The following is a 23,928-nucleotide window of genomic DNA, read 5'->3' as shown; positions in this document are numbered from 1 at the left end:
CGTCCCCGGCATCTGAAGGAGCCCCAATGCGCACCCTGCGCGCTCTCGCCGTCGCGGCCGGCCTTGCCTTGGCCGTCGTGACCACCGCCAGCCTGGCGGCCGGATCGGCGTCCGCCGACTCGGGGTGGAACGTCGCCCCGACGACCAGTACCTCGCCGTCTCCGAGCCCGTCCCTGAGCACCGTCGCGTCGGTCTCGGATTCTGGCTGGAACTGATCGGCGCAAAGACTGGCCGCCCCTGCCGTGGAGGACGGCGAGGGCGGCCTCGGCAGGGGCCCTGCGGCCCGTACCGCCAGCAGGCGGGAGGTCGGCCTTGGAGGAGGCATAGCCCCTGTCAGAGCCCGTCGGTGGACTTGGTCCGCTCGGCGGGCTCTTGTGCGCTTTCTACCACCCTGTAGAACCGCCGCACAGCCCCCGACCGGCGGGGTGGAGCAGTTCCGGGCCATGGGCCTGACGCTCCTCCCGGATTCCGGACGAATACCGGATGAGGGGGACCGTCGAATGTAGAAGGCCCGACCCCCTCTACGAGGGGATCGGGCCTCTGACCTGCGAGAGGTCGCCGGTGGGCCTAACAGGACTTGAACCTGTGGCCTCTTCCTTATCAGGGAAGCGCTCTAACCGTCTGAGCTATAGGCCCTTGCCGCACTGAAAGATTAGCGGACCGAGGGCCGATCTCCCAAATCCGTATCCCCGGCCCCCGTCGGACGGTGCAGTTCAGCGGCTTCGGCGAGCCACTGGGCACGGGTCGCGGGGAGGTGGGAGGCGCCCGTGACGGTCGGGCGGACGGCGAGGACCTGGTTGATGCCGATGCGGTTCTGCTCGAAGGCGAGGGCGCTGGCGGCCATGTACAGGCGCCAGACCCGGGCCCGGCCGCGGCCGACCAGCGAGACGGCGTCGGGCCAGTGGGCCTCCAGGTTGGCGACCCACTCGCGCAGGGTGCGGCCGTAGTGCTCGCGGAGGGCCTCGACGTCGCGGACCTCGAAGCCGGCCTCCTCCAGCCGGGAGACGGTGGTGCCGACCGGGGAGAGCTCGCCGTCGGGGAAGACGTAGCGGTCGATGAAGGGGGAGAGCCGGTACGTCTCGCCGGGGTGCAACGGGCGGCGGGCGATCTGGTGGTTGAGCAGCCGGCCGCCGGGGGCCAGCAGGTCGTACAGGTGGCGGGCGTAGACCAGGTACTGGTCGGAGCCGACGTGCTCGGCCATGCCGACGCTGGAGATGGCGTCGAAGGGCCCGTCGGGGATCTCCCGGTAGTCCTGGAGCCGGACCTCGATCCGGTCGGCCAGGCCGGCCTCGGCGACCCGCTGGCGGGCCAGCGCGACCTGTTCGGTGGAGATGGAGACGCCGACGGCCTCGACGCCGTAGTGGCGGGCGGCGTGCAGGACCAGGGAGCCCCAGCCGCAGCCGACGTCCAGCAGGCGCATGCCGGGGCGCAGGCCGAGCTTGCGGCAGATCAGGTCGAGCTTGGCCTCCTGGGCGTCCTCCAGGCTCTTGGCCTCGGGCGTCCAGTAGGCGCAGGAGTAGACCATGGTGGGGCCGAGGACGAGCCGGTAGAAGTCGTTGCCGACGTCGTAGTGGTGGCTGATCGCGGCGCGGTCGCGGCGGCGGCTGTGCAGGCTGCCGCGGCGGTGCCGGACCTCCTCCGGCGGGGGAGCGGGCTGCGGGCCGATCGCCCCCTGGCGCAGGGCGGTGCCGAGCAGGCGGCGGCCGGGGGCGCCGAGGACCTGACGGGGGCCGAGGCGCAGGGTGCGGATCTCCGGGTCGTCGGCGAAGGCGGCGACGGCGTCCAGCACCTCGTAGAGGTCGGTGCTCGGGTCGAGTTCGAGGTCGCCGGAGACGTAGGCGCGGGCCAGGCCGAGTTCGCCGGGGGCCCAGATCAGGCGGCGCAGGGCCCTGCGGTTGCGCAGGACGATGGTGGGGGCGTCCGGCGGGCCGGCCTGGGAGCCGTCCCAGGCGCGTACCCGCAGGGGGATCCGACGGCCGATCAGGCCTTCGAGTGCTCGGACCAGTTGCTGTGCGTTCTCCGCCATCACGGACCTCTCGACCGGCCGTACCCGTCCGGGCCGCCCGGTGACCGCTGTCGCGGCCGGTCGGCCCCGTGCTCGTTGGTGTCTCTTCATTTGTCCACGCGGGGGCGGTGCACACGCCCTGGCGCGCCGGGGCGGTCACCCGATTGCCGCCGGAGACGGCGAGGGCCCCGAAGGCTTCAACAGCCTTCGGGGCCCGGGGAATTCCGCCGAACTGACGCGGATTCAGTCTTCTTCGGCGAGGGTCAGCTCGATGCCGCCGGTGAAGCCGGCCGCGGTGTTGTAGATGAACGCGGCGAGGGTGGACAGCGCGGTCATCAGGACCACGTCGACCACCGCGATCAGGGTGGTGAACATCATGACCTTGCCGAACCCGATGTAGTCCATCAGGTTGAAGGCGCCGGAGCTGTCGCTGCCGGTGACGTCCTTGAGGGTGCTGGTCAGCGAGTCGAAGACGCCGAGGCCGTCCAGGGTCATCCAGAGCACCGCGGCGGCCACGATGATGATCACGCCGACGGCGAGCGAGAGCAGGAAGCTGACCTTCATGACCGACCAGGGGTCGGCCTTGGTGATCCGCAGCCGCGCCTTGCGGACCCGCCCGGTGCCGCCGCCGGAGGGGGCCGGGCCGGGGCCGCCGGGGCGACGGGCCTGGCCGCCGCCCTGACCGCCGGTGGGGCCCTGGCCACCGCCGGTGCGGGTGCCGCGCGGCGGGGTGGGCTGGCCCTTGGCGTAGGTGGTGGGCTGGGAGAAGCCGCCCGCCGGCGGGGCGCCGGGGGGCGGCGGCGGGGTCTGGCCGCTGTAGCCGGGCTGGGCGCCGCCCTGGCCGACCGGGGGCATCACCGAGGTGGACGCGGCGGGGTGCTCGGGGCGCTGGGGTGCACCGTACGGTGTCCCGCCCGGTCCGCCCGACAGGCCGCCCGTGGCACCTCCAGTACCCGTGGCTCCGCTCACCGTGGTCCTCCCGAACCGTCCGCCAGGCCGATCGAACCGCCCTGGTCCGTGTTGTGCTCGTGCTCCGCCTGCCCGGTTGGCCTGCGGTCAACCCGTGGTGCCCGCCCCGCCTGGAGCGGGACGGGCACCACGGTCGCGGTCGTGCGTCAGCCCTGGTCGGGCGTGCCGTCCGCCTCGTGCTCGGTGGCGGTCGCGGTCTCGGTCGCCTCGGCGTCCAGGTCCGCGCCCTCCTCCTCGTCGGCCTCCGCGTTGCGGGCCATGCCCACCACCGCGTCGCGCTTTCCGAGGTTGATCAGTTGGACGCCCATGGTGTCACGTCCGGTTTCACGCACTTCGGAAACCCTGGTCCGGATCACGCCGCCGGAGAGCGTGATGGCCATGATCTCGTCGGTCTCCTCGACCACCAGGGCGCCGACCAGCGAGCCCCGGCCCTCGACGATCTTCGCCGCCTTGATGCCGAAACCGCCGCGTCCCTGCACACGGTACTCGTCGACCGAGGTCCGCTTGGCGTACCCGCCGTCGGTGGCGGTGAAGACGTACGTACCGGGACGGACCACGTTCATCGAGAGCAGTTCGTCGTCCTCGCGGAACGACATGCCCTTGACGCCGGAGGTGGCCCGGCTCATCGGGCGGAGCGCCTCGTCGGTGGCCTTGAAGCGGATCGACTGGGCCTTCTTGGAGATCAGCAGCAGGTCGTCGTCGGCGGAGACCAGCTCGGCACCGATCAGCTCGTCGTCCCTGCCCTCCTCGTCCTGGCGCAGGTTGATCGCGATCAGGCCGCCGGAGCGCGGGGAGTCGTAGTCCTTGAGCGGGGACTTCTTGACCAGGCCGCCGCGGGTGGCGAGCACCAGGTACGGCTTGTCCTCGTAGGTGCGGACCGCCATCACCTGGGTGATGTGCTCCTCCGGCTGGAAGGCCAGCAGGTTGGCGACGTGCTGGCCGCGGGCGTCGCGGCCGGCGTCCGGCAGCTCGTAGCCCTTGGCGCGGTAGACCCGGCCCTTGTTGGTGAAGAACAGGATCCAGTTGTGGGTGGTGGTGACGAAGAAGTGGTCGACGATGTCGTCCTGCTTCAGCTGCGCGCCGCGCACGCCCTTGCCGCCGCGCTTCTGCGAGCGGTACAGGTCGGAGCGGGTGCGCTTGACGTAGCCGCCGCGGGTGATGGTGACGACGATGTCCTCCTCGGCGATGAGGTCCTCGATGGAGAGGTCGCCGTCGGAGGGGATCAGGGTGGAGCGCCGCTCGTCGCCGTACTTCTCGACGATCGCGGTGAGCTCCTCGGAGACGATCTCGCGCTGCCGGGCCGGCGAGGCGAGGATCGCGTTGTACTCGTTGATCTTGGCTTGGAGCTCGTCGTGCTCGCTGAGGATGCGGGCGCTCTCCAGGGCGGCCAGCCGGCGCAGCTGCATCTCGAGGATGGCGTTGGCCTGGAGTTCGTCGATCTCCAGCAGCCGCATCAGGCCGGTGCGGGCGGCGTCGGCGCTCTCCGAGGCGCGGATCAGCGCGATCACCGCGTCGATCTGGTCGAGGGCCTTGAGCAGCGCGCGCAGGATGTGGGCGCGCTCCTCGGCCTTGCGCAGCCGGAAGGTGGTCCGGCGGACGATGACCTCGATCTGGTGGGCGACCCAGTGCCGGATGAAGGCGTCCAGCGACAGGGTGCGCGGCACGCCGTCGACCAGGGCCAGCATGTTGGCGCCGAAGTTGGTCTGCAGGTCGGTGTGCTTGTACAGGTTGTTGAGCACGACCTTGGCGACCGCGTCCCGCTTGAGCACGATGACCAGGCGCTGGCCGGTGCGCGAGGAGGACTCGTCGCGGACGTCGGCGATGCCGGCGATCCGGCCGTCCTTGACCAGGTCGGCGATCTTCAGCGCGAGGTTGTCCGGGTTGACCTGGAACGGCAGCTCGGTGATCACCAGGCACTGGCGGCCCTGGATCTCCTCGACCTCGACCACGGCGCGCATGGTGATCGAGCCGCGGCCGGTGCGGTAGGCGTCGTCGATGCCGCGACGGCCGACGATCAGCGCGCCGGTGGGGAAGTCGGGGCCCTTGATCCGCTCGATCAGGGCGTCCAGCAGCTCCTCGTTGGACGCCTCGGGGTGCTCCAGCGCCCAGAGCGCGCCGGAGGCGACCTCGCGCAGGTTGTGCGGCGGGATGTTGGTGGCCATGCCGACCGCGATGCCGGTGGCACCGTTGACCAGCAGGTTGGGGATGCGCGAGGGCAGGACGGTGGGTTCCTGCTGGCGGCCGTCGTAGTTGGCGGCGAAGTCGACGGTCTCCTCGTCGATGTCGCGCATCATCTCCATCGCCAGCGGCATCATCTTGCACTCGGTGTAGCGCATCGCCGCGGCCGGGTCGTTGCCCGGGGAGCCGAAGTTGCCGTTGCCGTCGACCAGCGGCATCCGCATCGACCAGGGCTGGGCGAGGCGGACCAGGGTGTCGTAGATCGAGGTGTCGCCGTGCGGGTGGTAGTTGCCCATCACGTCGCCGACCACGCGGGCGCACTTGTAGTAGCCCTTCTCGGGCCGGTAGCCGCCGTCGTACATCGCGTAGAGCACGCGCCGGTGCACGGGCTTGAGGCCGTCGCGGACCTCGGGGAGGGCGCGCGACACGATGACGCTCATCGCGTAGTCGAGGTAGGAGCGCTGCATCTCGGTCTCGAGCTCGATGAGCTCGACCCGGTGACCGCTCTGGGCAAGGGTGGTGCTGTCCTCGGGCTGCTCGCCGCCGTCCGGACGGTTGTCGTCGACCACTGGTGGTCAGTTTCCTTTCAACGATCCTGGGCGGACGTCAGACGTCCAGGAAGCGGACGTCCTTCGCGTTGCGCTGGATGAAGGAGCGGCGGGCCTCGACGTCCTCGCCCATCAGGACGGAGAACAGGTCGTCGGCGCGGGCGGCGTCCTCCAGGGTGACCTGGAGCAGCAGGCGGTGGGCGGCGTCCATGGTGGTGACGCGCAGCTCCTCGGCGTTCATCTCGCCGAGACCCTTGAAGCGCTGGATGGCGTCGTCCTTGGGGAGCCGGCGGCCGGCCTCGACGCCGGCGGCGATCAGCGCGTCGCGCTCGCGGTCGGAGTAGGCGTACTCGAACTCGTCGCGGCCCCACTTGATCTTGTACAGCGGGGGCATCGCCAGGTAGACGTACCCGGCCTCGACCAGCGGCCGCATGAAGCGGAACAGCAGGGTCAGCAGCAGGGTGCGGATGTGCTGTCCGTCGACGTCGGCGTCGGCCATCAGCACGATCTTGTGGTAGCGGAGCTTCTCGGCGTCGTAGTCCTCCTGGATGCCGCAGCCGAAGGCCGAGATCAGCGCCTGGACCTCGGTGTTCTGCAGCACCTTGTCGATCCGGGCCTTCTCGACGTTCAGGATCTTGCCGCGGATCGGGAGGATCGCCTGGGTGCGCGGGTCGCGGCCCTGCTTGGCGGAGCCGCCGGCCGAGTCGCCCTCGACGATGAAGATCTCGCACTCGGCCGGGTCCTTGGACTGGCAGTCCGAGAGCTTGCCGGGCAGCGAGGCGGACTCCAGCAGGCCCTTGCGGCGGGTCAGGTCGCGGGCCTTGCGGGCGGCGACCCGGGCGCTGGCGGCCTGGATGGACTTGCGGATGATGTCCGCGGCCTCGTTGGGGTTGCGGTCCAGCCAGTCGGCCAGGTGCTCGTTGACCACCTTCTGGACGAAGGTCTTGGCCTCGGTGTTGCCGAGCTTGTCCTTGGTCTGGCCCTCGAACTGCGGCTCGCCGAGCTTGACCGAGATGATCGCGGTCAGGCCCTCGCGGATGTCCTCGCCGGAGAGGTTGTCGTCCTTGTCGCGGAGCAGCTTCTTGTCGCGCGCGTAACGGTTCATCAGACCGGTCAGCGCGGCGCGGAAGCCCTCCTCGTGGGTGCCGCCGCCGTGGGTGTGGATGGTGTTCGCGAACGAGTACACGCCCTCGGTGTAGGACGAGTTCCACTGCATCGCGACCTCGGCGGAGATCCGCTTGTCCTTGTCCTCCGCCTCGAAGTCGATCACCGAGGGGTGGATCACCTCGCCCTTGCGGGAGTTGAGGTGGGCGACGAAGTCGGCGATGCCGCCGTCGTACTTGTACGTGACGGAGAGCGGCCTGCCCTCCTCGTCCGCGTGCTCCGGGCGCTCGTCGGTCAGCGAGATGGTCAGGCCCTTGTTGAGGAAGGCCATCTCCTGGAAGCGCCGGGAGAGCGTCTCGAACGAGTAGACGGTGGTCTCGAAGATGTCCTGGTCGGCCCAGAAGGTGACGCTGGTGCCGGTCTCCTCGGTGGCCTCGTGCTTGGCCAGCGGGGCGGTCGGGGTGCCGGACTTGTACTCCTGCGTCCAGCGGGCGCCGTCGGTGAGGATCTCGACCGCGAGGCGGGTGGAGAGCGCGTTCACCACGGAGACGCCGACGCCGTGCAGACCGCCGGAGACCGCGTAGCCGCCGCCGCCGAACTTGCCGCCCGCGTGCAGCACGGTCAGGACGACCTCGACGGCGGGCTTGTCCTGGCCGGGCATGATGCCGACCGGGATGCCGCGGCCGTTGTCGACCACCCGCACGCCGCCGTCGGCCAGGATCGTCACGTCGATGGTGTCGGCGTGGCCGGCCAGCGCCTCGTCGACCGAGTTGTCCACGATCTCGTACACCAGGTGGTGCAGGCCGCGCTCGCCGGTCGAGCCGATGTACATGCCGGGGCGCTTGCGGACGGCGTCGAGGCCCTCCAGCACCTGGATCGCGCTGGCGTCGTACGCCTTGTTGTCGGACGGGTCTGGGGTCTGGCTGGGGTTGCCGGAATCGGCCACGAAGCGCCCTCTCTGGCACAGCGCGGGCCGCGCCCCTTCCCGCTTGCCCGGGCAGGTGTGCGACCACGGCGTTTCGACTCGGTTGCTGCACGCAACGGTGTTTGCGCTTCAGTCTACCGGTACGAGTGACAGAGAGGGGCGTTTGGCAGCCTCTGAGGGCAGATGTGCCGCCCTGAATCCCCTCTGCACATGTCCCGATACTCGACAGGGGGGCTCAGAGCGCCTGGACGGGCCGCCAGCGATTCCGGAAGATCCCGATCCGCTCCGCCCGGCTCAGCCCCAGGTGTCCCCGGGGCCCTTGCTTCCGGGCGCCCGCAACCGCCCGTAACCGCGCACCGGGGCGTCCGGCCCCAGGACCTTGATCACCCGGACCGTGCCGTGCCCCAGCTCGTGGTTCAGACGGGCCACCAACTGCCGTGCCAGCAGCCGGAGTTGAGTGGCCCAAGCAGTGGAGTCGCACTGCACGGTGAGGACCGCCTCGGCCTCCGCGTACGACTTGGGTTCACAGTGCGCAGCGATGTCCGGCCCCACGATCTGCGACCAGCGGCCCATCACCCCGCCCACCGCGGCCGGCGCCTCCCAGCCCCGCTCGGTGATCAGCCGGTTCAGCGCCGCCCCCAGCGGCACCGGGTCGCGGCCGTCCGCGCGGGCGCCGCTGCGCAGTCCGGTGCGCTTCGCCTCCCGGCGCTCGCGGACCTGCTCGCCGCGCTGACGGGCCTGCTCCTTGGCGGCGCGCAGCGCCACCCGGGCCAGGTCGATCCCCGAAAGCTCCGAGCTCTCCGCCATCACGCTCCATCCCCAGGCTGTGGACAACTGCACCGACGAGCGGTCCAGGGTACGGGGTCGCCCGACCTCACGGCGTGAGTCGGGTCACGGCGCCCTCCGAGACGCCGTACCGGGCCCCGCTGAGCGCCTTCGGGACGTCCTCCGCGACCGCCGCGGTGACCAGCACCTGCTCGCCGCCGGCCACCAGCTCGGCCAGCCGGTCCCGCCGGCGGGCGTCCAGCTCGGCGAACACGTCGTCCAGGATCAGCACCGGCTCCCCGCCCTCGGAGCGCAGCAGCTCGTACGAGGCCAGCCGCAGCGCCAGCGCGTACGACCAGGACTCGCCGTGGCTGGCGTAGCCCTTGGCGGGCAGCGGGCCGAGCCGCAGCAGCAGCTCGTCGCGGTGCGGGCCGACCAGGGTCAGGCCGCGCTCGATCTCCTGCCTGCGCACCGCCTGCAGGGCGTCCAGCAGTTGCTGTTCGGCCTGTTCGCGGCTGTTCGGCAGCTCGCCCTCGAAGGAGGAGCGGTACTCCAGCACGGTCTCCCCGGTGCCCGGAGCGAGCTGGCGGTACGCCTCGGCGACCAGCGGCTGGAGCGCGGCCACCAGGTGGATCCGGAAGGCCGTCAGCTCCGCCCCGGCGCGGGCCAGGTGGCCGTCCCAGACCTCCAGGGTGGACAGGTCGGCGGCCTTGCCGCCGCCGGCCCGGCGGGCCGCCGCGGCGGTCTTCAGCAGGGCGTTGCGCTGCTTGAGCACCCGCTCGTAGTCGGAGCGCACGCCGGCCAGCCGGGGCGCCCGGGCGGTCAGCAGCTCGTCCAGGAAGCGGCGGCGCTCACCGGGGTCGCCCTTGACCAGCGTCAGGTCCTCGGGGGCGAACAGCACGGTGCGCAGCACGCCCAGCACGTCGCGCGGGCGGACGTTGTCGGAGCGGTTCAGCCGGGCCCGGTTGGCCTTGCCCGGGGTGATCTCCAGCTCGACCAGGGTGGTCCGGCCGCCCTGCGCCACCACGCTGGCCCGGACCACCGCCCGCTCGGCGCCGAGGCGGACCAGCGGGGCGTCGGTGGCGACCCGGTGGCTGCCCAGGGTGGCGACGTAGCCGATCGCCTCGACCAGGTTGGTCTTCCCCTGCCCGTTGGGTCCGACGAACGCGGTGACGCCCGGGTCGAGCGGAACCTCGACCCGGGCGTAGGAACGGAAGTCGGCGAGCGACAGGTGCGCGACGTGCATGACGGTGGACTGCGCTCGCCTTCTGGCCGTGGGTGCTTACTTGGACTCGACCGCGTGGCCGCCGAACTGGTTGCGCAGCGCCGCGATCATCTTCATCTGCGGGGAGTCGTCCTGCCGGGACGCGAACCGGGCGAACAGCGACGCGGTGATCGCCGGCAGCGGCACCGCGTGGTCGATCGCGGCCTCGACGGTCCACCGGCCCTCGCCGGAGTCCGCCGCCCAGCCCTTGAGCTTGGCCAGGTGCTCGTCGTCGTCCAGCGCCCGGACCGCGAGGTCGAGCAGCCAGGAGCGGATGACGGTGCCCTCCTGCCAGCTGCGGAACACCTCGCGCACGTCGGTGACCTCGGGGGCCGCCTCCAGCAGCTCCCAGCCCTCGGCGAAGGCCTGCATCATCGCGTACTCGATGCCGTTGTGGACCATCTTGGCGAAGTGGCCGGCGCCGACCTTGCCGGCGTGCACCGAGCCGAACTCGCCCTCGGGCTTGAGCGCGTCGAAGACCGGCTGGACCTTGGCGACGTGCGCGGCCTCGCCGCCGTACATCAGCGCGTAGCCGTTCTCCAGGCCCCAGACGCCGCCGGAGACGCCGCAGTCGACGAAGCCGATGCCCTTGGCGGCCAGCAGCTCGGCGTGCTGGATGTCGTCGGTCCAGCGGGAGTTGCCGCCGTCCACCACCACGTCGCCGGGGGAGAGCAGCTCGGCCAGGTGCTCGACGGTCTCCTGGGTGGGTCCGCCGGCGGGGACCATCACCCACACCACGCGGGGGGCCTCCAGCGTGGCGACCAGCTGCTCCACGCTGTCGACATCGGCGAGGTCGGGGTTGCGGTCGTAGCCGATGACGGTGTGGCCGGCGCGGCGGATGCGCTCGCGCATGTTGCCGCCCATCTTGCCGAGACCGATGAGGCCGAGCTCCATGACAAGTCCTTCACTGTGGTGTCGTGCCTGACGGCGGCGCCGTTGCCGCGCTCCCCGAGCCTACGCCGCCGATCGGGCACGTCCGGGCAGCCACAGGGGCGCGGAGGCCGGTGCCCCTCGCGCCCCTGGTGACTTGACGCCGCGTCAGCCGGACAGCCGGACCGGCATGATCAGGTACTGGTAGGCCTCGTCCGGTTCGGCGTCCACCGCGGGCTTGCCGGTGAGCAGCGCCGGCTTGGTCGGGGTGGTGAAGCTCAGCTGCGCGTACGCGGCGTCGATCGCCTTGAGCCCCTCCTCCAGGTAGCCGGGGTTGAACGCGATCGAGATGTCGTCGCCCTCCAGGTCCGCCTCGACCCGCTCGGAGGCCTGGGCGTCGTCGCCAGAGCCGGCCTCCAGGGTGAGCACGCCCTGCTCGAAGTTCAGCCGGACCGGGGTGTTGCGCTCGGCCACCAGCGAGACGCGCTTGAGCGCCTCCAGGAACGGCTGGGTCTGCACCGCGGCGACCGCCGAGAACTCGGTCGGGAAGATCGACCGGAACTTCGGGAACTCGCCCTCCAGCAGGCGGGTGGTGGTCCGCCGGCCGGCGCCCTCGAAGCCGATCAGGCCCTCGCCGGCGCCGCCGGTGGACAGCGCGATCGACACGTGGTCGCCGCTGCCCAGCGACTTGGCGATGTCCTGCAGGGTCTTGGCCGGGACGAGCGCGACGGCGTTGATGTCGTCCTGCTCGGGCTTCCACAGCAGCTCGCGGACGGCGAACCGGTACCGGTCGGTGGCGGCCAGGGTGATCCCGCTGCCGTTGATCTCGACCCGGACGCCGGTGAGCACCGGCAGGGTGTCGTCGCGGCCGGCGGCGACCGCGGCCTGGCTGACCGCCGAGGCGAACACGTCGCCCGGGACGGTGCCGGTGGCGGTCGGCATCTGGGGCAGCGCGGGGTACTCGTCGACCGGCAGCGTCGGCAGGGTGAACCGCGAGCTGCCGCAGACCACGCTGACCCGCATGCCGTCGGTGGAGATCTCCACCGGACGGTTCGGCAGGTTGCGCGAGATGTCGTTGAGCAGGCGACCGGAGACCAGGACGGTGCCGGCCTCCTCGACGTCCGCCTCCAGCTCGACCCGGGCCGACACCTCGTAGTCGAACCCGGACAGCGCCAGCGAGCCGTCCTGCGCGGTCAGCAGCAGGCCGGCCAGCACCGGCACCGGCGGCCGCGCGGGGAGGCTGCGGGCGGCCCAGGCCACCGCCTCCGCGAGGACATCACGCTCCACCCGGAACTTCACCGGTAACCGCCTCCTGGCTGCTGTCGCCGCGCCGTCGGCCCGTACTGCCGACCGGCGCTGTTGATCGTCTTCCGGCTCCCCGCCGACCGGACTCGCTCCGCTCGGCTCCAGGTGCCGAAGGACAGTCTGACGTACTCGGCCGACAGTCGGGGCAGATGGGCGGAAGCAAGCCGAACAGATGTCGGGGCGCGGTTGTCCACAGATTCGGGCCACCCCCACTGTTGATCAAGTCGCGAGGTCTCTAGGTGTAGCAGTAGTAGTAGGGCCTGTGGATACCGTGGATAACCCCGTTTCCGCAGGTCAGAGGCCGAATTTTGTCCACAGGGCTTGTGGACGGCGACTGTGGACAACCAGGCCCTGCTGTGGACAGCGGAGCGTAATCCACAGGGCACGCTGAGTATCCACAGGTTATCCCCAGGCTCGTCCACAGAAATCGGGTGAGTTATCCACGGCCCCGGATCAACATCACGTGACGCCTTTCACACCCAGGCGTGACAAGGGAGTTGATGTTGTCGAACTGTGGACACCGCTGTGGAAAACCTGGGGAAAACTCGGTCCTCCCTGTGGACGACCTGGGGACAACTCCGACCGGCCGCTGACGCCCACTCAGTTCTCCACAGCCTGTGGACAACGGTTGTGCACAAGTCCACAGGGGTCTGACCTGCGCCGAAGAGCGTAGCGGCGATCCGCCTGTGGAGGAACCTCTGGAAAACTCGGACCTGTGGAGCCTGTGGACGGGGAAAACCCACCCGTTCCTGTGGACAACTCCAGTACGCACCCGAACCGTTCGAATTGCTGCGCAGATGTTCGGGTGGACGGCGGGCCGGTCGCCCGTGGCCGCCGGAACGATTCCTGCCCCGCCGCGCGCGCCCCCACACCTGCCGGCCGCCGCGATTCCCCCGGCCGGCCCGCCGCGGGCACGCCGGAGGGGCGTCGGGCCGACTCGGCCCGACGCCCCTTCGGACGGTTCAACTGCCCTGCTGCGGCTAGCTCTTGATGCGGTTGGTGAGCTCGGTGACCTGGTTGTAGATGGACCGCCGCTCGGCCATCAGCGAGCGGATCTTCCGGTCCGCGTGCATCACGGTCGTGTGGTCGCGGCCGCCGAACTGCGCACCGATCTTCGGCAGCGACAGGTCGGTCAGCTCGCGGCACAGGTACATGGCGATCTGACGGGCCGTCACCAGCACCCGGCTGCGCGAGGACCCGCACAGGTCCTCCACACCCAGCCCGAAGTACGCGGCCGTCTGCTGCATGATCACCTGCGCCGTGATCTCCGGCCCGGCGTCCTCGTCCCCGCCCGGGATCAGGTCCTTCAGGACGATCCCGGCCAGCTCCAGGTCCACCGGCGCCCGGTTCAGGTTCGCGAACGCGGTGACCCGGATCAGCGCGCCCTCCAACTCCCGGATGTTCCGGGTGATCCGGGACGCGATGAACTCCAACACGTCGGCGGGAGCGTTGAGTTGCTCCTGGATCGCCTTCTTGCGGAGGATCGCGATCCGGGTCTCCAGCTCCGGCGGGGTGACGTCGGTGATCAGACCCCACTCGAACCGGTTGCGCAGCCGGTCCTCCAGCGTGATCAGCTGCTTGGGCGGCCGGTCCGAGGAGAGCACGATCTGCTTGTTGGCGTTGTGCAGGGTGTTGAAGGTGTGGAAGAACTCCTCCTGCGTCGACTCCTTGCTGGCCAGGAACTGGATGTCGTCGACCAGCAGGATGTCGATGTCCCGGTAGCGCTTGCGGAACGCGTCCGCCTTGCCGTCCCGGATCGAGTTGATGAACTCGTTGGTGAACTCCTCCGAGCTCACGTACCGCACCCGGGTGCCGGGGAACAGGCTGCGCGAGTAGTGCCCGATGGCGTGCAGCAGGTGGGTCTTGCCGAGACCGGACTCGCCGTAGATGAACAGCGGGTTGTACGCCTTGGCCGGGGCCTCGGCGACCGCCACCGCCGCGGCGTGCGCGAAGCGGTTGCTGGCGCCGATCACGAAGGTGTCGAACAGGTACTTGGGGTTCAGCCGGGCGTTCGGCTCGTCCTTGCGGGAGCCGCCCGCCGGGGGAGCGCCGGGCGGGGCCGGGACGCCGGGCGCGGGCGTTCGCTCCGCCGGGGCGGGCCGGGGCGCGGCCCGCCGGGAGCCGCCGTGCCGCGGCCGGTCCTCGTCGGGGGAGCCCAGCGCCCCGCCGAACAGGTCGCCCTGGGCGGAGTCCGCGGCCGGCCGGCTGCTCCGCCGCGGGGCCGGCTCCGGCCGCCGCTCGGGCGCCGCCTGCGGCTCCCAACTCCCGCCGCCCTGCTCGCGGTACGGGTCCTGCGGCGGCGCCCCGTAGGGCTCGGCCGGCGGGTAGCCCTGCGGGTACGCGGGCCGCTGGTAGTCGTCGGCGGGGCGGCCGGGCCAGGCGCCGGGCTGCGGCTGCTGCGCCGGGTGCGCGGGACCGGGCTGCTGGTAGCCCTGGTCGGAGGGGTAGCCCTGCTCGGCCCGCGGGTGCGGCCACTCCTGGACGTCCTCGGGCTCCGGCTCGGGTTCGGCCTCCGGTCCGGCGGGCGGGGCGGCGTTGGCGTCCACCATCACGGCGATCCGCACCTGGCGGCCGAACTCGTGCGAGATGGCCTCGGTGAGCTGCGGCAGCAGCCGGCCCTCCAGCACCTGCTTGGCGAACTCGTTGGGCGCCGCGAGCAGGGCGGTGTCGTGCATCATCCACATCGGCTGGGTCCGGCGGACCCAGTTCTTGTCCTTCTCCACGACATCGCTGTCGCTGACCAGTCGCTCGACGACCCTCGACCACATCAGGACGAGATCGCTGTTGACATCAGCCACTGGTACACGCTTTCTCGTTCCCCGGGCAGGGGCAGTCAGGCAAGGTCGGGAGAGGTTGGGGTGGGCGCGGGGCGGAGGCGGCCGCGAGCACAGAACAAAAGAGACAAGTCCTGCAACGGTAGTCAGCGCGCAGAGCTGATTCAAGTCGTTGTCCACAGGCTGTGGGCAACGGGCCGACGGCCACCTGGTTTGACCCTCCGACCCGCCGCCGCGTACCGTAACCAGGTCGAGTTGTCGATGGCCGCTGCCGCATGTCCGCGGGTCCGCCCGCTTCCATGACGCGCGCAGCACGGGCGCCGTGGTGGTCCCGGTCCAGCAGATCTGGGCCCCGGGACCGGATTTCCCAGTGCAAGGGGAGGTCGCGCGGACGCACGGTGACGGCCAAGCGACCCCCCGTCATCCTACGATTCACCCCAGGAGCCCCCGAGTGAGCAAGCGCACCTTCCAGCCGAACAACCGTCGTCGCGCCAAGACCCACGGCTTCCGGCTGCGCATGCGTACCCGTGCCGGCCGCGCCATCCTGGCGTCGCGCCGTGCCAAGGGCCGCAGCGCCCTGTCCGCCTGATCCGCGCCAAGGGTCTGCAGTGCTGCCCACCGAGAATCGGCTGCGGCGGCGCCAGGACTTCGCGACCGCGGTGAAACGCGGTCGCCGCGCCGGTCGGCCCCTGCTGGTGGTCCACCTCCACAGAGAGGCGGCACCCGACGAGGGCGCCGACCGGAACAGCGACTCCAGCCCGCACGTCGCCGAGGGGCTTCCTTCGGCGCGTGCGGGTTTCGTCGTGAGCAAGGCCGTGGGGCCGGCCGTGGTCCGGAACGCCGTGAAGCGTCGGCTGCGTCACCTGGTCCGTGAGCGTCTGTCCCGGTTGCCCGCAGGTAGCCTGATAGTGGTACGTGCGCTGCCCGCTGCGGCGACGGCCTCGTACCCAGACCTCGGGCACGACCTGGACGCGGCGCTCCGCCGCCTGCTCAGGTCGGAACCGGCCGGCAGTGCCCCGACGGGAACAGGGCGATGAAGTACCTCCTGATGGGCCTGATCAGGCTCTACCAGTGGACCATCAGTCCGCTGCTCGGCCCGGTGTGCCGTTACTACCCCTCGTGCTCCCGCTACGGGTACGAGGCGGTGCGCGTCCATGGGGCGATCAAGGGAGGCGGGCTGACCGTCTGGCGCATCCTGCGCTGCAACCCCTGGTCTCCCGGTGGGGTCGACCATGTTCCGCCGCGAAAGCATCCGGTGTGGCACCGCCGGCTGCGCAATCTGCTGACCCCCACGAGCGGGACCGCCGAGCCGGAGCCGGTGGCGAAGCCCGATGTCCAAGGAGTCTGACCGGTGACCTTCGGTTTTCTGAGTCCCCTCTACTACGCGGTGTCCTGGATCATCGTCCAGTTCCACTCGCTGTTCAGCCACGTCTTCGACCCGGACGGCGGCTGGGCCTGGGGCCTGTCCATCGTGATGATGGTGGTCGTCATCCGGATCTGCCTGATCCCGCTCTTCGTGAAGCAGATCAAGGCGACCCGGGCCATGCAGGCGATCCAGCCGAAGATGAAGGCCATCCAGGAGCGCTACAAGAACGACAAGCAGCGCCAGTCCGAAGAGATGATGAAGCTGTACAAGGAGGCGGGTACCAACCCGTTCTCCTCGTGCCTTCCGATCCTCGTGCAGGCGCCGTTCTTCACCGCCCTCTACGGTGTGCTGGCCTCGGTCGCCAACGACAAGCCGATCGGCGTCATCGACCAGAGCCTGCTGGAGAGCGCCAAGCAGGCGCACATCTTCGGTGCCCCGCTGTCGGCGAAGTTCGTCGGCGCGGACAGCCTGCAGGTGCAGATCGTCGTCGCGGTCATGATCGTGCTGATGTCGCTGTCGCAGTTCATCACGCAGCGCCAGCTGATGACCAAGAACATGGACCTCACGGTCAAGACGCCGTTCATGCAGCAGCAGAAGATGCTGATGTACGTCTTCCCGATCATGTTCGCCGTGATGGGCATCAACTTCCCGGTCGGTGTGCTGGTCTACTGGCTCACCACCAACGTCTGGTCGATGGGCCAGCAGCTGATCGTCATCCGCAACAACCCGACGCCGGGCAGCCAGGCCTGGAACGAGCGTCAGGCCCGTCTGAAGAAGCAGGGCCGGATCAACCCGGACGGCTCGATCAAGAAGGTCGGCCTGCTGGCGTCGCTGACCGGCTCCAAGAGCAGCGCGGCGGCCGAGGCCCAGGCGGCGGTCGAGGAGAGCGTGCAGGCCCGCCGGCAGCAGCCGCGCAAGCAGACCAAGGCCCAGCGACAGGCCTCGGCGGCCCACCAGGCGCACGCGGAGGAGCAGAGCCCGGCAGCGGGCGAGTCGGAGGCAGAGCCGGCCGGAGCGGCCGGGAAGTCCGGCACGAAGGCGGGCGGGGCGAAGCCGGCGGACCGACAGGGTCAGCGCCAGCAGCCGCGGCGCGGCGGCCAGGGCCAGCGTCCGAAGAAGAAGTAGTCCCGACCCCTCGTTCTCGGCCCCACCCGAGGGCCCCATTCCTGAAGGAGTCCACCTGTGACGGATGGCACCACCTCCGCCGTCGACACCGCGCCGGCCGGTGAGAGCGCCCTCGCCCGTCTGGAGCGCGAGGGTGACATCGCCGCCGACTACCTGGAAGGTCTGCTGGACATCGCGGACCTGGACGGCGACATCGACATGGACGTCGAGGGGGACCGGGCGCTGGTCTCCATCGTCGGCGAGGGCGACGACCGGACGCTGCAGCGGCTGGTGGGCCAGGACGGTGAGGTGCTGGAGGCACTCCAGGAGCTGACCCGGCTGGCCGTGCACCGGGAGACCGGTGAGCGCAGCCGGCTGATGCTGGACGTCGCGGGCTTCCGGGCGCGCAAGCGGGCCGAGCTCGCGGAGCTGGGCGCGGAGGCGGCCGAGCGGGTCAGGAGCACCGGCGAGCAGGTCAAGCTGCGGCCGATGACCCCGTTCGAGCGCAAGGTGGTGCACGACGCGGTGGCCGCCGCGGGGCTGCGCAGCGAGTCGGAGGGCGAGGAGCCCCAGCGCTGTGTGGTCGTACTGCCGGCTTGATGCCGGTGGTGCCGCCGGAACTGCGTCCGACCCCGCCCGCCTCTCGCGGGCGGGGTCGTTGCCTTTGCGGTGGACTGATGTTTCACGTGGAACAGTGCTGGGACGGGCGGGTGGATTCGACGGTGAGCGGAGAGGCAGAGATGGACAGGGACGGCACGGAGTCCGAGGCGCCGCTGGAGGGGCTGGCCGAAGCGCCGGAGGCAGCGGGGCGGATCTTCGGCGATCGGCTGCCGCAGGCCGTGCGCTACACCGAGCTGCTGGCGACGGCCGGGGTGCAGCGCGGCCTGATCGGCCCGCGCGAGGTGCCCCGGCTGTGGGACCGCCACGTGCTCAACTGCGCGGTGCTGGCCGAGCTGCTGCCCGCCGAGGTCTCGCTGTGCGACGTCGGCTCGGGAGCCGGCCTGCCCGGCATCCCGGTGGCGCTGGCCCGGCCGGACGTCTCGGTGACGCTGCTGGAGCCGCTGCTGCGGCGTACCACCTTCCTGGAGGAGGTGGTCCGCGAGCTCGGCCTGGACAACGTCACCGTGCTGCGCGGCCGCGCCGAGGAGACGGTCGGCAAGCTGGCCGTGGACGTGGTGACCGCCCGTGCCGTGGCTCCGCTGGACCGGCTGGCCGGCTGGGGCATGCCGCTGCTGCGGCCCTACGGGCAGATGCTGGCACTGAAGGGCGACACCGCGGAGCAGGAGCTGACCGAGTCGCGGGCGGCGCTGACCCGGCTGGGCGCGGTGAAGTGGTCGGTGATCGGCGTCGGTGAGGGCGTGCTGGAGACCCCGACCCGGGTGGTCCGGGTGGAGGCGGGCGAGAGCCCCGGCGGCGTCAAGGCGGCCACCCGGCGGGCCAAGGCGGCCCGGGCCGGTCGCGGCGGCAAGGGCACGGAGGGCACCGGCCGGCGTGGTGGCGGCGGTGGCCGCGGGCGGCGCTGAGGCTTGAGCGTGGTGCGGCGGGGCGGGTGGCGATCGGGTCACCCGCCCCGTTCGCTTGTCGGCGCCCCGGAGTGTCGGGCCGTCGGACACGGACATTCCGGGCATCGTGTTTCACGTGAAACGTCGCTTCCTGCTTACCGGCGTACTCGGCCAAGAGCTGAACCGGACCCCCGAACGGGAACCGGCAGTGACTGTCGCGGCTCCGGTTTCACGTGAAACACTGACCCCCATGCAGGAGTCGGAGATCGTCGATCAGGTGGATGACACCCCCGTCGCACGTACCGCGCACGCCGCCGTCCCGGTCACCGGGTATGCCGGGGAGGGGCTTCCCCGACCTGCTGCCACCCGGGTCATGGTGGTGGCCAACCAGAAGGGTGGGGTCGGCAAGACCACCACCACCGTCAACCTGGCCGCCGCGCTCGCCATGCACGGCCTGCGGGTGCTGGTCATCGACCTCGATCCGCAGGGCAACGCCTCGACCGCCCTGGGCATCGACCACCACGCCGAGGTGCCGTCCATCTACGACGTGCTGGTCGAGGGCAAGCCGCTGGCCGACGTGGTGCAGCCGGTGGTGGACGTCGAGGGGCTGTTCTGCTGCCCCGCCACCATCGACCTGGCCGGCGCGGAGATCGAACTGGTCTCCCTGGTGGCCCGGGAGAGCCGGTTGCACCGGGCCATCGCCGCCTACGAGCAGCCGCTCGACTACGTGCTGATCGACTGTCCGCCCTCGCTCGGGCTGCTGACCGTCAACGCCCTGGTGGCCGGCCAGGAGGTGCTGATTCCGATCCAGTGCGAGTACTACGCACTGGAGGGCCTGGGCCAGCTGCTGCGCAACGTGGAGCTGGTGCGGGCGCACCTGAACCCGGCGCTGCACGTGTCGACCATCCTGCTCACCATGTACGACGCCCGGACCCGACTGGCCGCCCAGGTCGCCGAGGAGGTGCGGACGCACTTCGAGAACGAGGTGCTGGCCACCGCCATCCCGCGGTCGGTGCGCATCTCCGAGGCCCCCAGCTACGGGCAGACCGTGCTCACCTACGACCCCGGTTCCAGCGGTGCGCTCTCCTACCTGGAGGCCGGCCGCGAGCTGGCGCTGCGGGCGGTCGTGAAGGCGGGCGACGGGCGGCACCGGGCAGGCGCGGCGGTCGTTCCGCCGCGCAGCGGCGCGGAGCCGTCCGTGCCGACCGCACAGCACAGTTCGATGGAGGGCAACCGGTGAGTGGCACGCGCAGGGGTCTGGGCAGGGGTCTGGGAGCGCTGATCCCGGCGACCCAGCCGGCGGCCGGGGGAGCGGCCGCACCGGCCGACCCGCCGGCGCCGGTGGTTCCCACCGATCGCGGCACGGTGGCCGCCAAGGCGGCCGCGGAGAGCCTGCGGGAGCTGGCGGGCGATCAGCGCCGCAGCGTCCTGGAGGCGGCGCTCTCCCCGGTGGACGGCGCGCGGTTCGCCGAGCTGCCGTTGGACTCGATCAGCCCCAACCCGCGCCAGCCGCGCGAGGTGTTCGACGAGGAGAAGCTCGCCGAACTGGTCGCCTCGATCAAGGAGGTCGGCCTGCTGCAGCCCGTGGTGGTCCGTCAGACCGGGGCGGAGCGCTACGAGCTGATCATGGGCGAGCGCCGCTGGCGGGCCTCCCGGGAGGCCGGTCTCGACGTGATCCCGGCGATCGTCCGGGCCACCGAGGACGACAAGCTGCTGCTGGACGCGCTGCTGGAGAACCTGCACCGCGCCGAGCTGAACGCGCTGGAGGAGGCTGCGGCGTACGACCAGCTGCTGCGCGACTTCGCCTGCACGCACGACCAGTTGGCGCGCCGGGTCGGCAAGTCCCGGTCGCACGTGTCGAACACGCTGCGGCTGATGAACCTGCCGGTGTCGGTGCAGCTGAAGGTCGCGGCGGGGACGGTCAGCGCCGGGTGCGCGAAGGCGATCCTGATGGTGCCGGACGCCGAGCGGCAGGAGCAGCTGGCCGAGCGGGTGGTGGCCGAGCAGCTGACGGTGCGGGCCACCGAGGAGATCGCCGGGCTGATGGCCGGGGAGACCCCGAAGGCGAAGAAGGCCTCGCCGCGGGCGGGCCGGTTCAACTCGCCGGCCTTCAACGAGCTGGCGGGCCGCCTCTCGGACCGCTTCGACACCCGGGTCAAGGTCGAGGTCTCGCAGCGCGACGGCCGGATCGGCAAGGGCAAGGTGGTGCTGGAGTTCGGCTCGGTCGAGGACCTGAACCGGATCCTGGACAGCCTGGCGCCGGGCGAGCAGGGACTGCGGCTGTCCTGACCTCGGTGACCGCCAACGGCGAACAACGGGTGCATGTTTCACGTGAAACGTGCACCCGTTTCGCTGGGCGGCGCAGACTGGAGTCCAGGGCCGGATTCCGTGTGGAGGAGGAGGTGCGGGCGTGGGGCGAAGGGTCGTTCCGCTGACGCTGGACAACCTCTCGGAGCTGCCGAACCCCTGTCGTTCCTGCGTGTTCTGGGAACTCGACCCGGTCAGCGGTCGGGCCGCGCAGGACGCCGGCAAGGGGGAGCTGGAGAAGGAGGGCTGGATCTCCGCAGTGCTGCTGGAATGGGGGTCCTGCGGCAGAGTCGCCTACGTGGACGACCGCCCGGCCGGGTTCGTGCTCTACGCCCCGCCCGCGTACGTACCGCGCGGGCAGTCGTTCCCGACCAGCCCGATCTCCCCGGACGCGGTGCAGCTGATGGTCTCGCGGGTGCTGCCGGAGTTTCAGGGGCAGGGCCTGGGGCGGGTGTTGGTGCAGGCCGTCGCCAAGGACCTGATCCGGCGCGGCTTCCGGGCGATCGAGGCGTTCGGCGCGCAGGGGCGCGAGGTGCCCAGCTGCGTTCTGCCGGCCGAGCACCTGTTGGCGGTCGGCTTCAAGACCGTGCGGCCGCACCACCGGTACCCGCGGCTGCGGTTGGAGGCGCGCTCCACGCTCTCCTGGAAGGGCGACGTGGAGGGTGCGCTGGAGCGTCTGCTCGGCGGGCGGCGCAAGGAGCCCGCGCTGCGGCCGTTCTGAGGGCGGCGTTCTCCGCCCCAGGGTGTCCGGCGCGGGCCGGAGGGCCGGGCTCCCGGGGCTTCCTGGCGAAGCCTCAGCGGGATGTGGAAACGCCGAGGCGGCCCGGACGGGGACTCCCCGTGCGGGCCGCCTCGGCGACGGCGTCCGGAACGGACTACAGGTACTCGGCCAGCTCGCGGAGCAGCGCGGCCTTCGGGCGGGCACCGGTGATGGTCTTCACCAGCTCGCCGCCCTTGTAGACGTTCAGCGTCGGGATGGAGATCACGTTGTACGCCGCGGCGGTCTCCTGGTTGGCGTCCACGTCGAGCTTAACGATCGACAGCTTGTCGCCGTGCTCGGCCGCGATGTCCTCCAGGACCGGGGCGACCTGGCGGCACGGACCGCACCAGGTGGCCCAGAAGTCGACCAGAACGGGCTTGTCGCTCTTGAGGACCTCGGCGTCGAAGGTGGCGTCGGTTACTTCCTTGGTGGCGCCGGCCACGGGAACTCCTTGGGGTCGGAGGGGAGGTGCGTCAGGGATAACAACGGCGGGGGCGGTTCTGTTTCGGTGCGGAAACGGTCGCCGCCCCCGGCCGGTGGGCTGCTCGGCCCTGGGGGAGGATCAGACCGCGACGGCGGCGGTCTCGGCCTCGGAGTCGGTCAGCGCGGCGAGGTAGCGCTCGGCGTCCAGCGCGGCGGAGCAGCCGGTGCCGGCGGCGGTGATCGCCTGGCGGTAGGTGTGGTCGACCACGTCGCCCGCGGCGAAGACGCCCGGGATGTTGGTGCGGGTGGAGGGGGCGTCCACCTTCAGGTAGCCCTCGGCGTCCAGGTCCAGCTGGCCCTTGAACAGGTCGGTGCGCGGGTCGTGGCCGATCGCGATGAACAGGCCGGTGACGGGCAGCTCGCGCAGGTCCCCGGTGTTGGTGTCGCGCAGGGTCAGGCCGGTCAGCTTCGGGTCGCCGTGGATCTCCTCGACCGCGCTGTCCCAGGCGAAGCTGATCTTCGGGTCGGCGAAGGCGCGCTCCTGCATCGCCTTGGAGGCGCGCAGGGTGTTGCGGCGGTGGACCACGGTGACGCTGCGGGCGAACCGGGACAGGAAGGTGGCCTCCTCCAGGGCGGTGTCGCCGCCGCCGACGACCGCGATGTCCTGGTCGCGGAAGAAGAAGCCGTCGCAGGTCGCGCACCAGGAGACACCGCGGCCGGAGAGCTTGTCCTCGTTCGGCAGGCCGAGCTTGCGGTGCTGCGAGCCGGTGGTGACGATCACGGCGCGGGCGCGGTGCACGGTGCCCTCGGAGTCGGTGACGGTCTTGATGTCGCCCGTGAGGTCGACGGCGACGATGTCGTCCGGCACCAGCTCGGCGCCGAAGCGCTCGGCCTGGGCACGCATGTTGTCCATCAGCTCGGGGCCCATGATGCCGTCGCGGAAGCCCGGGAAGTTCTCCACCTCGGTGGTGTTCATCAGCGCGCCGCCGGCAGTGACCGCGCCCTCGAACACCAGCGGCTGGAGGGAGGCACGCGCGGTGTACAGCGCAGCGGTGTACCCGGACGGGCCGGAACCGATGATGATCACGTTACGGACGTCGCTCACTGCATCTCCTGGTTCGCATGGCGTCCCGCTCGCGCGGGGGAGGGCGGTTGCTCCGCCGCCCCGGACAACGACTTACCAGTCTCCCGCATTCCCAGGCCCGACCGCACCAGGTGCCCGCAGTCCGGGCGTGGTCGGCGCGGAACGGCGAGGAATCAGGGGGCCGGGACGGTGCTGTGCAGCAGGATCGTCGAACCGGGGCACTCCGGGGTGGCCAGGTAGACGTCCAGCGGCCCGCTGCCGCCGGCGGGACGGAACACCAGGGCGAGCACGGTGCGCCCCTGGTAGCGGCCCGGTCCGGCGCCGAGCGGCTGCTGGTCCGGGTGTCCGGCCGCGGTCAGCACGCAGGCCGGGACGGACGGCGCCGAACTGTCGGCGGGGCCGAGGTGGGCGGTGGGCCTGCCGTCCAGCAGTCGGCGGACCTGCGCGGGCAGCTGTTCGGCGGTGAAATCCGGTCCCTGGTCGCCGCCGACGGCCTGCGGCTGTGCGGCGGAGCCGGCGCCCGCCGGGCTGGGGGCGGCCGCGTCGGCGCCGCCGCGGGCGGAGGAGACGGTGCTCTCCGGCGAGTTCCGGCCGAGCAGCAGCACGCCGCCCAGGGCGGCGGCGACGAAGGCCGCGCCGGCGGTGGCGAGCAGCAGGCTCCCCGCGCGGCGGCGG

21 protein-coding genes, 1 tRNA gene and 1 pseudogene are annotated in these 23,928 nt (G+C 71.3%); 10 read left to right on the top strand and 13 right to left on the bottom strand.

All coding sequences use genetic code 11. From position 1 onward, the window contains the following. The first annotated feature begins 26 nt into the window (after positions 1-26). Positions 27-215 (top strand): hypothetical protein, encoded by a 189-nt coding sequence (locus ACFV1L_RS18295; RefSeq protein WP_380367001.1) that lies wholly within the window; start codon positions 27-29, stop codon positions 213-215. A 347-nt stretch (positions 216-562) separates the two neighbouring features. Here the strand turns inward: ACFV1L_RS18295 and ACFV1L_RS18290 are convergent. From ACFV1L_RS18290 to dnaA, 10 genes are all read right to left on the bottom strand, one after another. Next, positions 563-636 (bottom strand) — tRNA-Ile (locus ACFV1L_RS18290). Positions 637-652: 16 nt separating this feature from the next. Next, positions 653-2,026 carry a class I SAM-dependent methyltransferase gene (locus ACFV1L_RS18285; RefSeq protein WP_380367000.1) on the bottom strand — a complete coding sequence of 458 codons (1,374 nt, stop codon included), beginning with the start codon at positions 2,024-2,026 and terminating at the stop codon, positions 653-655. Between the two features lie 222 nt (positions 2,027-2,248). Beyond that, entirely contained in the window at positions 2,249-2,974 is a 726-nt protein-coding gene (locus tag ACFV1L_RS18280) for a DUF3566 domain-containing protein (protein ID WP_380366998.1), read from the bottom strand. Between the two features lie 146 nt (positions 2,975-3,120). Next, a complete protein-coding gene (gyrA, locus tag ACFV1L_RS18275; protein WP_380366996.1) occupies positions 3,121-5,721 on the bottom strand; it encodes a DNA gyrase subunit A in 2,601 nt (866 codons plus the stop codon). A gap of 37 nt (positions 5,722-5,758) precedes the next feature. Continuing rightward, complete coding sequence (gene gyrB / locus ACFV1L_RS18270) at positions 5,759-7,750, bottom strand: DNA topoisomerase (ATP-hydrolyzing) subunit B (protein WP_380366995.1); 1,992 nt, start codon at positions 7,748-7,750, stop codon at positions 5,759-5,761. 273 nt (positions 7,751-8,023) lie between these two features. Next, positions 8,024-8,536, bottom strand: coding sequence for a DUF721 domain-containing protein (locus tag ACFV1L_RS18265; protein WP_035864440.1), 513 nt, complete (start codon positions 8,534-8,536; stop codon positions 8,024-8,026). Positions 8,537-8,603: 67 nt separating this feature from the next. Continuing rightward, positions 8,604-9,740, bottom strand: a complete 1,137-nt coding sequence (recF, locus tag ACFV1L_RS18260; protein WP_380366993.1) for a DNA replication/repair protein RecF — start codon at positions 9,738-9,740, stop codon at positions 8,604-8,606. Positions 9,741-9,776: 36 nt separating this feature from the next. Beyond that, positions 9,777-10,652 (bottom strand): phosphogluconate dehydrogenase (NAD(+)-dependent, decarboxylating), encoded by an 876-nt coding sequence (gene gnd / locus ACFV1L_RS18255; protein ID WP_380366991.1) that lies wholly within the window; start codon positions 10,650-10,652, stop codon positions 9,777-9,779. 144 nt (positions 10,653-10,796) lie between these two features. After that, positions 10,797-11,927 carry a DNA polymerase III subunit beta gene (gene dnaN, locus ACFV1L_RS18250; protein WP_035864433.1) on the bottom strand — a complete coding sequence of 377 codons (1,131 nt, stop codon included), beginning with the start codon at positions 11,925-11,927 and terminating at the stop codon, positions 10,797-10,799. A gap of 986 nt (positions 11,928-12,913) precedes the next feature. Next, complete coding sequence (gene dnaA, locus ACFV1L_RS18245; protein WP_380366989.1) at positions 12,914-14,731, bottom strand: chromosomal replication initiator protein DnaA; 1,818 nt, start codon at positions 14,729-14,731, stop codon at positions 12,914-12,916. Between the two features lie 427 nt (positions 14,732-15,158). On the opposite strand from dnaA, the gene rpmH reads away from it, so the two are divergent. The 9 genes from rpmH to ACFV1L_RS18200 all read left to right on the top strand — a co-directional run bounded on the left by rpmH (position 15,159) and on the right by ACFV1L_RS18200 (position 21,707). After that, the gene (gene rpmH, locus ACFV1L_RS18240; protein WP_043915359.1) at positions 15,159-15,296 is read left to right on the top strand and encodes a 50S ribosomal protein L34; all 138 of its coding nucleotides are present in this window, start codon (positions 15,159-15,161) and stop codon (positions 15,294-15,296) included. Between the two features lie 19 nt (positions 15,297-15,315). Continuing rightward, positions 15,316-15,744 (top strand): ribonuclease P protein component, encoded by a 429-nt coding sequence (gene rnpA, locus ACFV1L_RS18235; protein WP_380366987.1) that lies wholly within the window; start codon positions 15,316-15,318, stop codon positions 15,742-15,744. Beyond that, positions 15,741-16,055, top strand: coding sequence for a membrane protein insertion efficiency factor YidD (gene yidD / locus ACFV1L_RS18230; RefSeq protein ID WP_035864431.1), 315 nt, complete (start codon positions 15,741-15,743; stop codon positions 16,053-16,055). Before rnpA ends, yidD begins: the two co-directional genes overlap by 4 nt. A gap of 3 nt (positions 16,056-16,058) precedes the next feature. Beyond that, a complete protein-coding gene (gene yidC, locus ACFV1L_RS18225) occupies positions 16,059-17,198 on the top strand; it encodes a membrane protein insertase YidC (RefSeq protein WP_380366985.1) in 1,140 nt (379 codons plus the stop codon). Between the two features lie 57 nt (positions 17,199-17,255). Continuing rightward, entirely contained in the window at positions 17,256-17,777 is a 522-nt protein-coding gene (locus ACFV1L_RS18220; RefSeq protein ID WP_380366984.1) for a protein jag, read from the top strand. Between the two features lie 140 nt (positions 17,778-17,917). Next, a complete protein-coding gene (rsmG, locus tag ACFV1L_RS18215; RefSeq protein ID WP_380367155.1) occupies positions 17,918-18,700 on the top strand; it encodes a 16S rRNA (guanine(527)-N(7))-methyltransferase RsmG in 783 nt (260 codons plus the stop codon). Positions 18,701-18,929: 229 nt separating this feature from the next. Then, on the top strand, positions 18,930-19,919 hold the full coding sequence (locus ACFV1L_RS18210; protein WP_380366982.1) for a ParA family protein: 990 nt from the start codon (positions 18,930-18,932) through the stop codon (positions 19,917-19,919). After that, positions 19,916-20,968: a ParB/RepB/Spo0J family partition protein gene (locus tag ACFV1L_RS18205; protein WP_380366980.1), complete on the top strand. Its 1,053-nt coding sequence runs from the start codon at positions 19,916-19,918 to the stop codon at positions 20,966-20,968. The genes ACFV1L_RS18210 and ACFV1L_RS18205 overlap by 4 nt, the downstream gene beginning before the upstream one ends. Positions 20,969-21,089: 121 nt before the next feature. After that, positions 21,090-21,707: a GNAT family N-acetyltransferase gene (locus tag ACFV1L_RS18200; protein ID WP_380366978.1), complete on the top strand. Its 618-nt coding sequence runs from the start codon at positions 21,090-21,092 to the stop codon at positions 21,705-21,707. Between the two features lie 154 nt (positions 21,708-21,861). On the opposite strand, the gene trxA is transcribed toward ACFV1L_RS18200, so the two are convergent. From trxA to ACFV1L_RS18185, 3 genes and pseudogenes are all read right to left on the bottom strand, one after another. Beyond that, on the bottom strand, positions 21,862-22,188 hold the full coding sequence (gene trxA / locus ACFV1L_RS18195; RefSeq protein WP_035864420.1) for a thioredoxin: 327 nt from the start codon (positions 22,186-22,188) through the stop codon (positions 21,862-21,864). A 120-nt stretch (positions 22,189-22,308) separates the two neighbouring features. After that, positions 22,309-23,274 (bottom strand): thioredoxin-disulfide reductase, encoded by a 966-nt coding sequence (trxB, locus tag ACFV1L_RS18190; protein WP_380366977.1) that lies wholly within the window; start codon positions 23,272-23,274, stop codon positions 22,309-22,311. A gap of 152 nt (positions 23,275-23,426) precedes the next feature. Beyond that, positions 23,427-23,928 (bottom strand): annotated as a pseudogene (locus tag ACFV1L_RS18185) (hypothetical protein); the annotation flags it as partial.

Origin of the sequence: Kitasatospora sp. NPDC059646, assembly GCF_042734615.1 — a bacterium.
Lineage (GTDB): Bacteria > Actinomycetota > Actinomycetes > Streptomycetales > Streptomycetaceae > Kitasatospora.
The sequence above is the reverse complement of the archived record's forward strand: the minus strand, read 5'-3'. Positions and strand labels throughout refer to the sequence as shown.

Coding starts and splice junctions, on each gene's coding strand:
- ACFV1L_RS18295 (WP_380367001.1), top strand. CDS start 27: ATGCGCACCCTGCGCGCTCTCGCCGTCGCGGCCGGCCTTGCCTTGGCC.
- ACFV1L_RS18285 (WP_380367000.1), bottom strand. CDS start 2,026: ATGGCGGAGAACGCACAGCAACTGGTCCGAGCACTCGAAGGCCTGATC.
- ACFV1L_RS18265 (WP_035864440.1), bottom strand. CDS start 8,536: ATGGCGGAGAGCTCGGAGCTTTCGGGGATCGACCTGGCCCGGGTGGCG.
- recF (WP_380366993.1), bottom strand. CDS start 9,740: ATGCACGTCGCGCACCTGTCGCTCGCCGACTTCCGTTCCTACGCCCGG.
- gnd (WP_380366991.1), bottom strand. CDS start 10,652: ATGGAGCTCGGCCTCATCGGTCTCGGCAAGATGGGCGGCAACATGCGC.
- yidD (WP_035864431.1), top strand. CDS start 15,741: ATGAAGTACCTCCTGATGGGCCTGATCAGGCTCTACCAGTGGACCATC.
- rsmG (WP_380367155.1), top strand. CDS start 17,918: ATGGACAGGGACGGCACGGAGTCCGAGGCGCCGCTGGAGGGGCTGGCC.
- ACFV1L_RS18210 (WP_380366982.1), top strand. CDS start 18,930: ATGCAGGAGTCGGAGATCGTCGATCAGGTGGATGACACCCCCGTCGCA.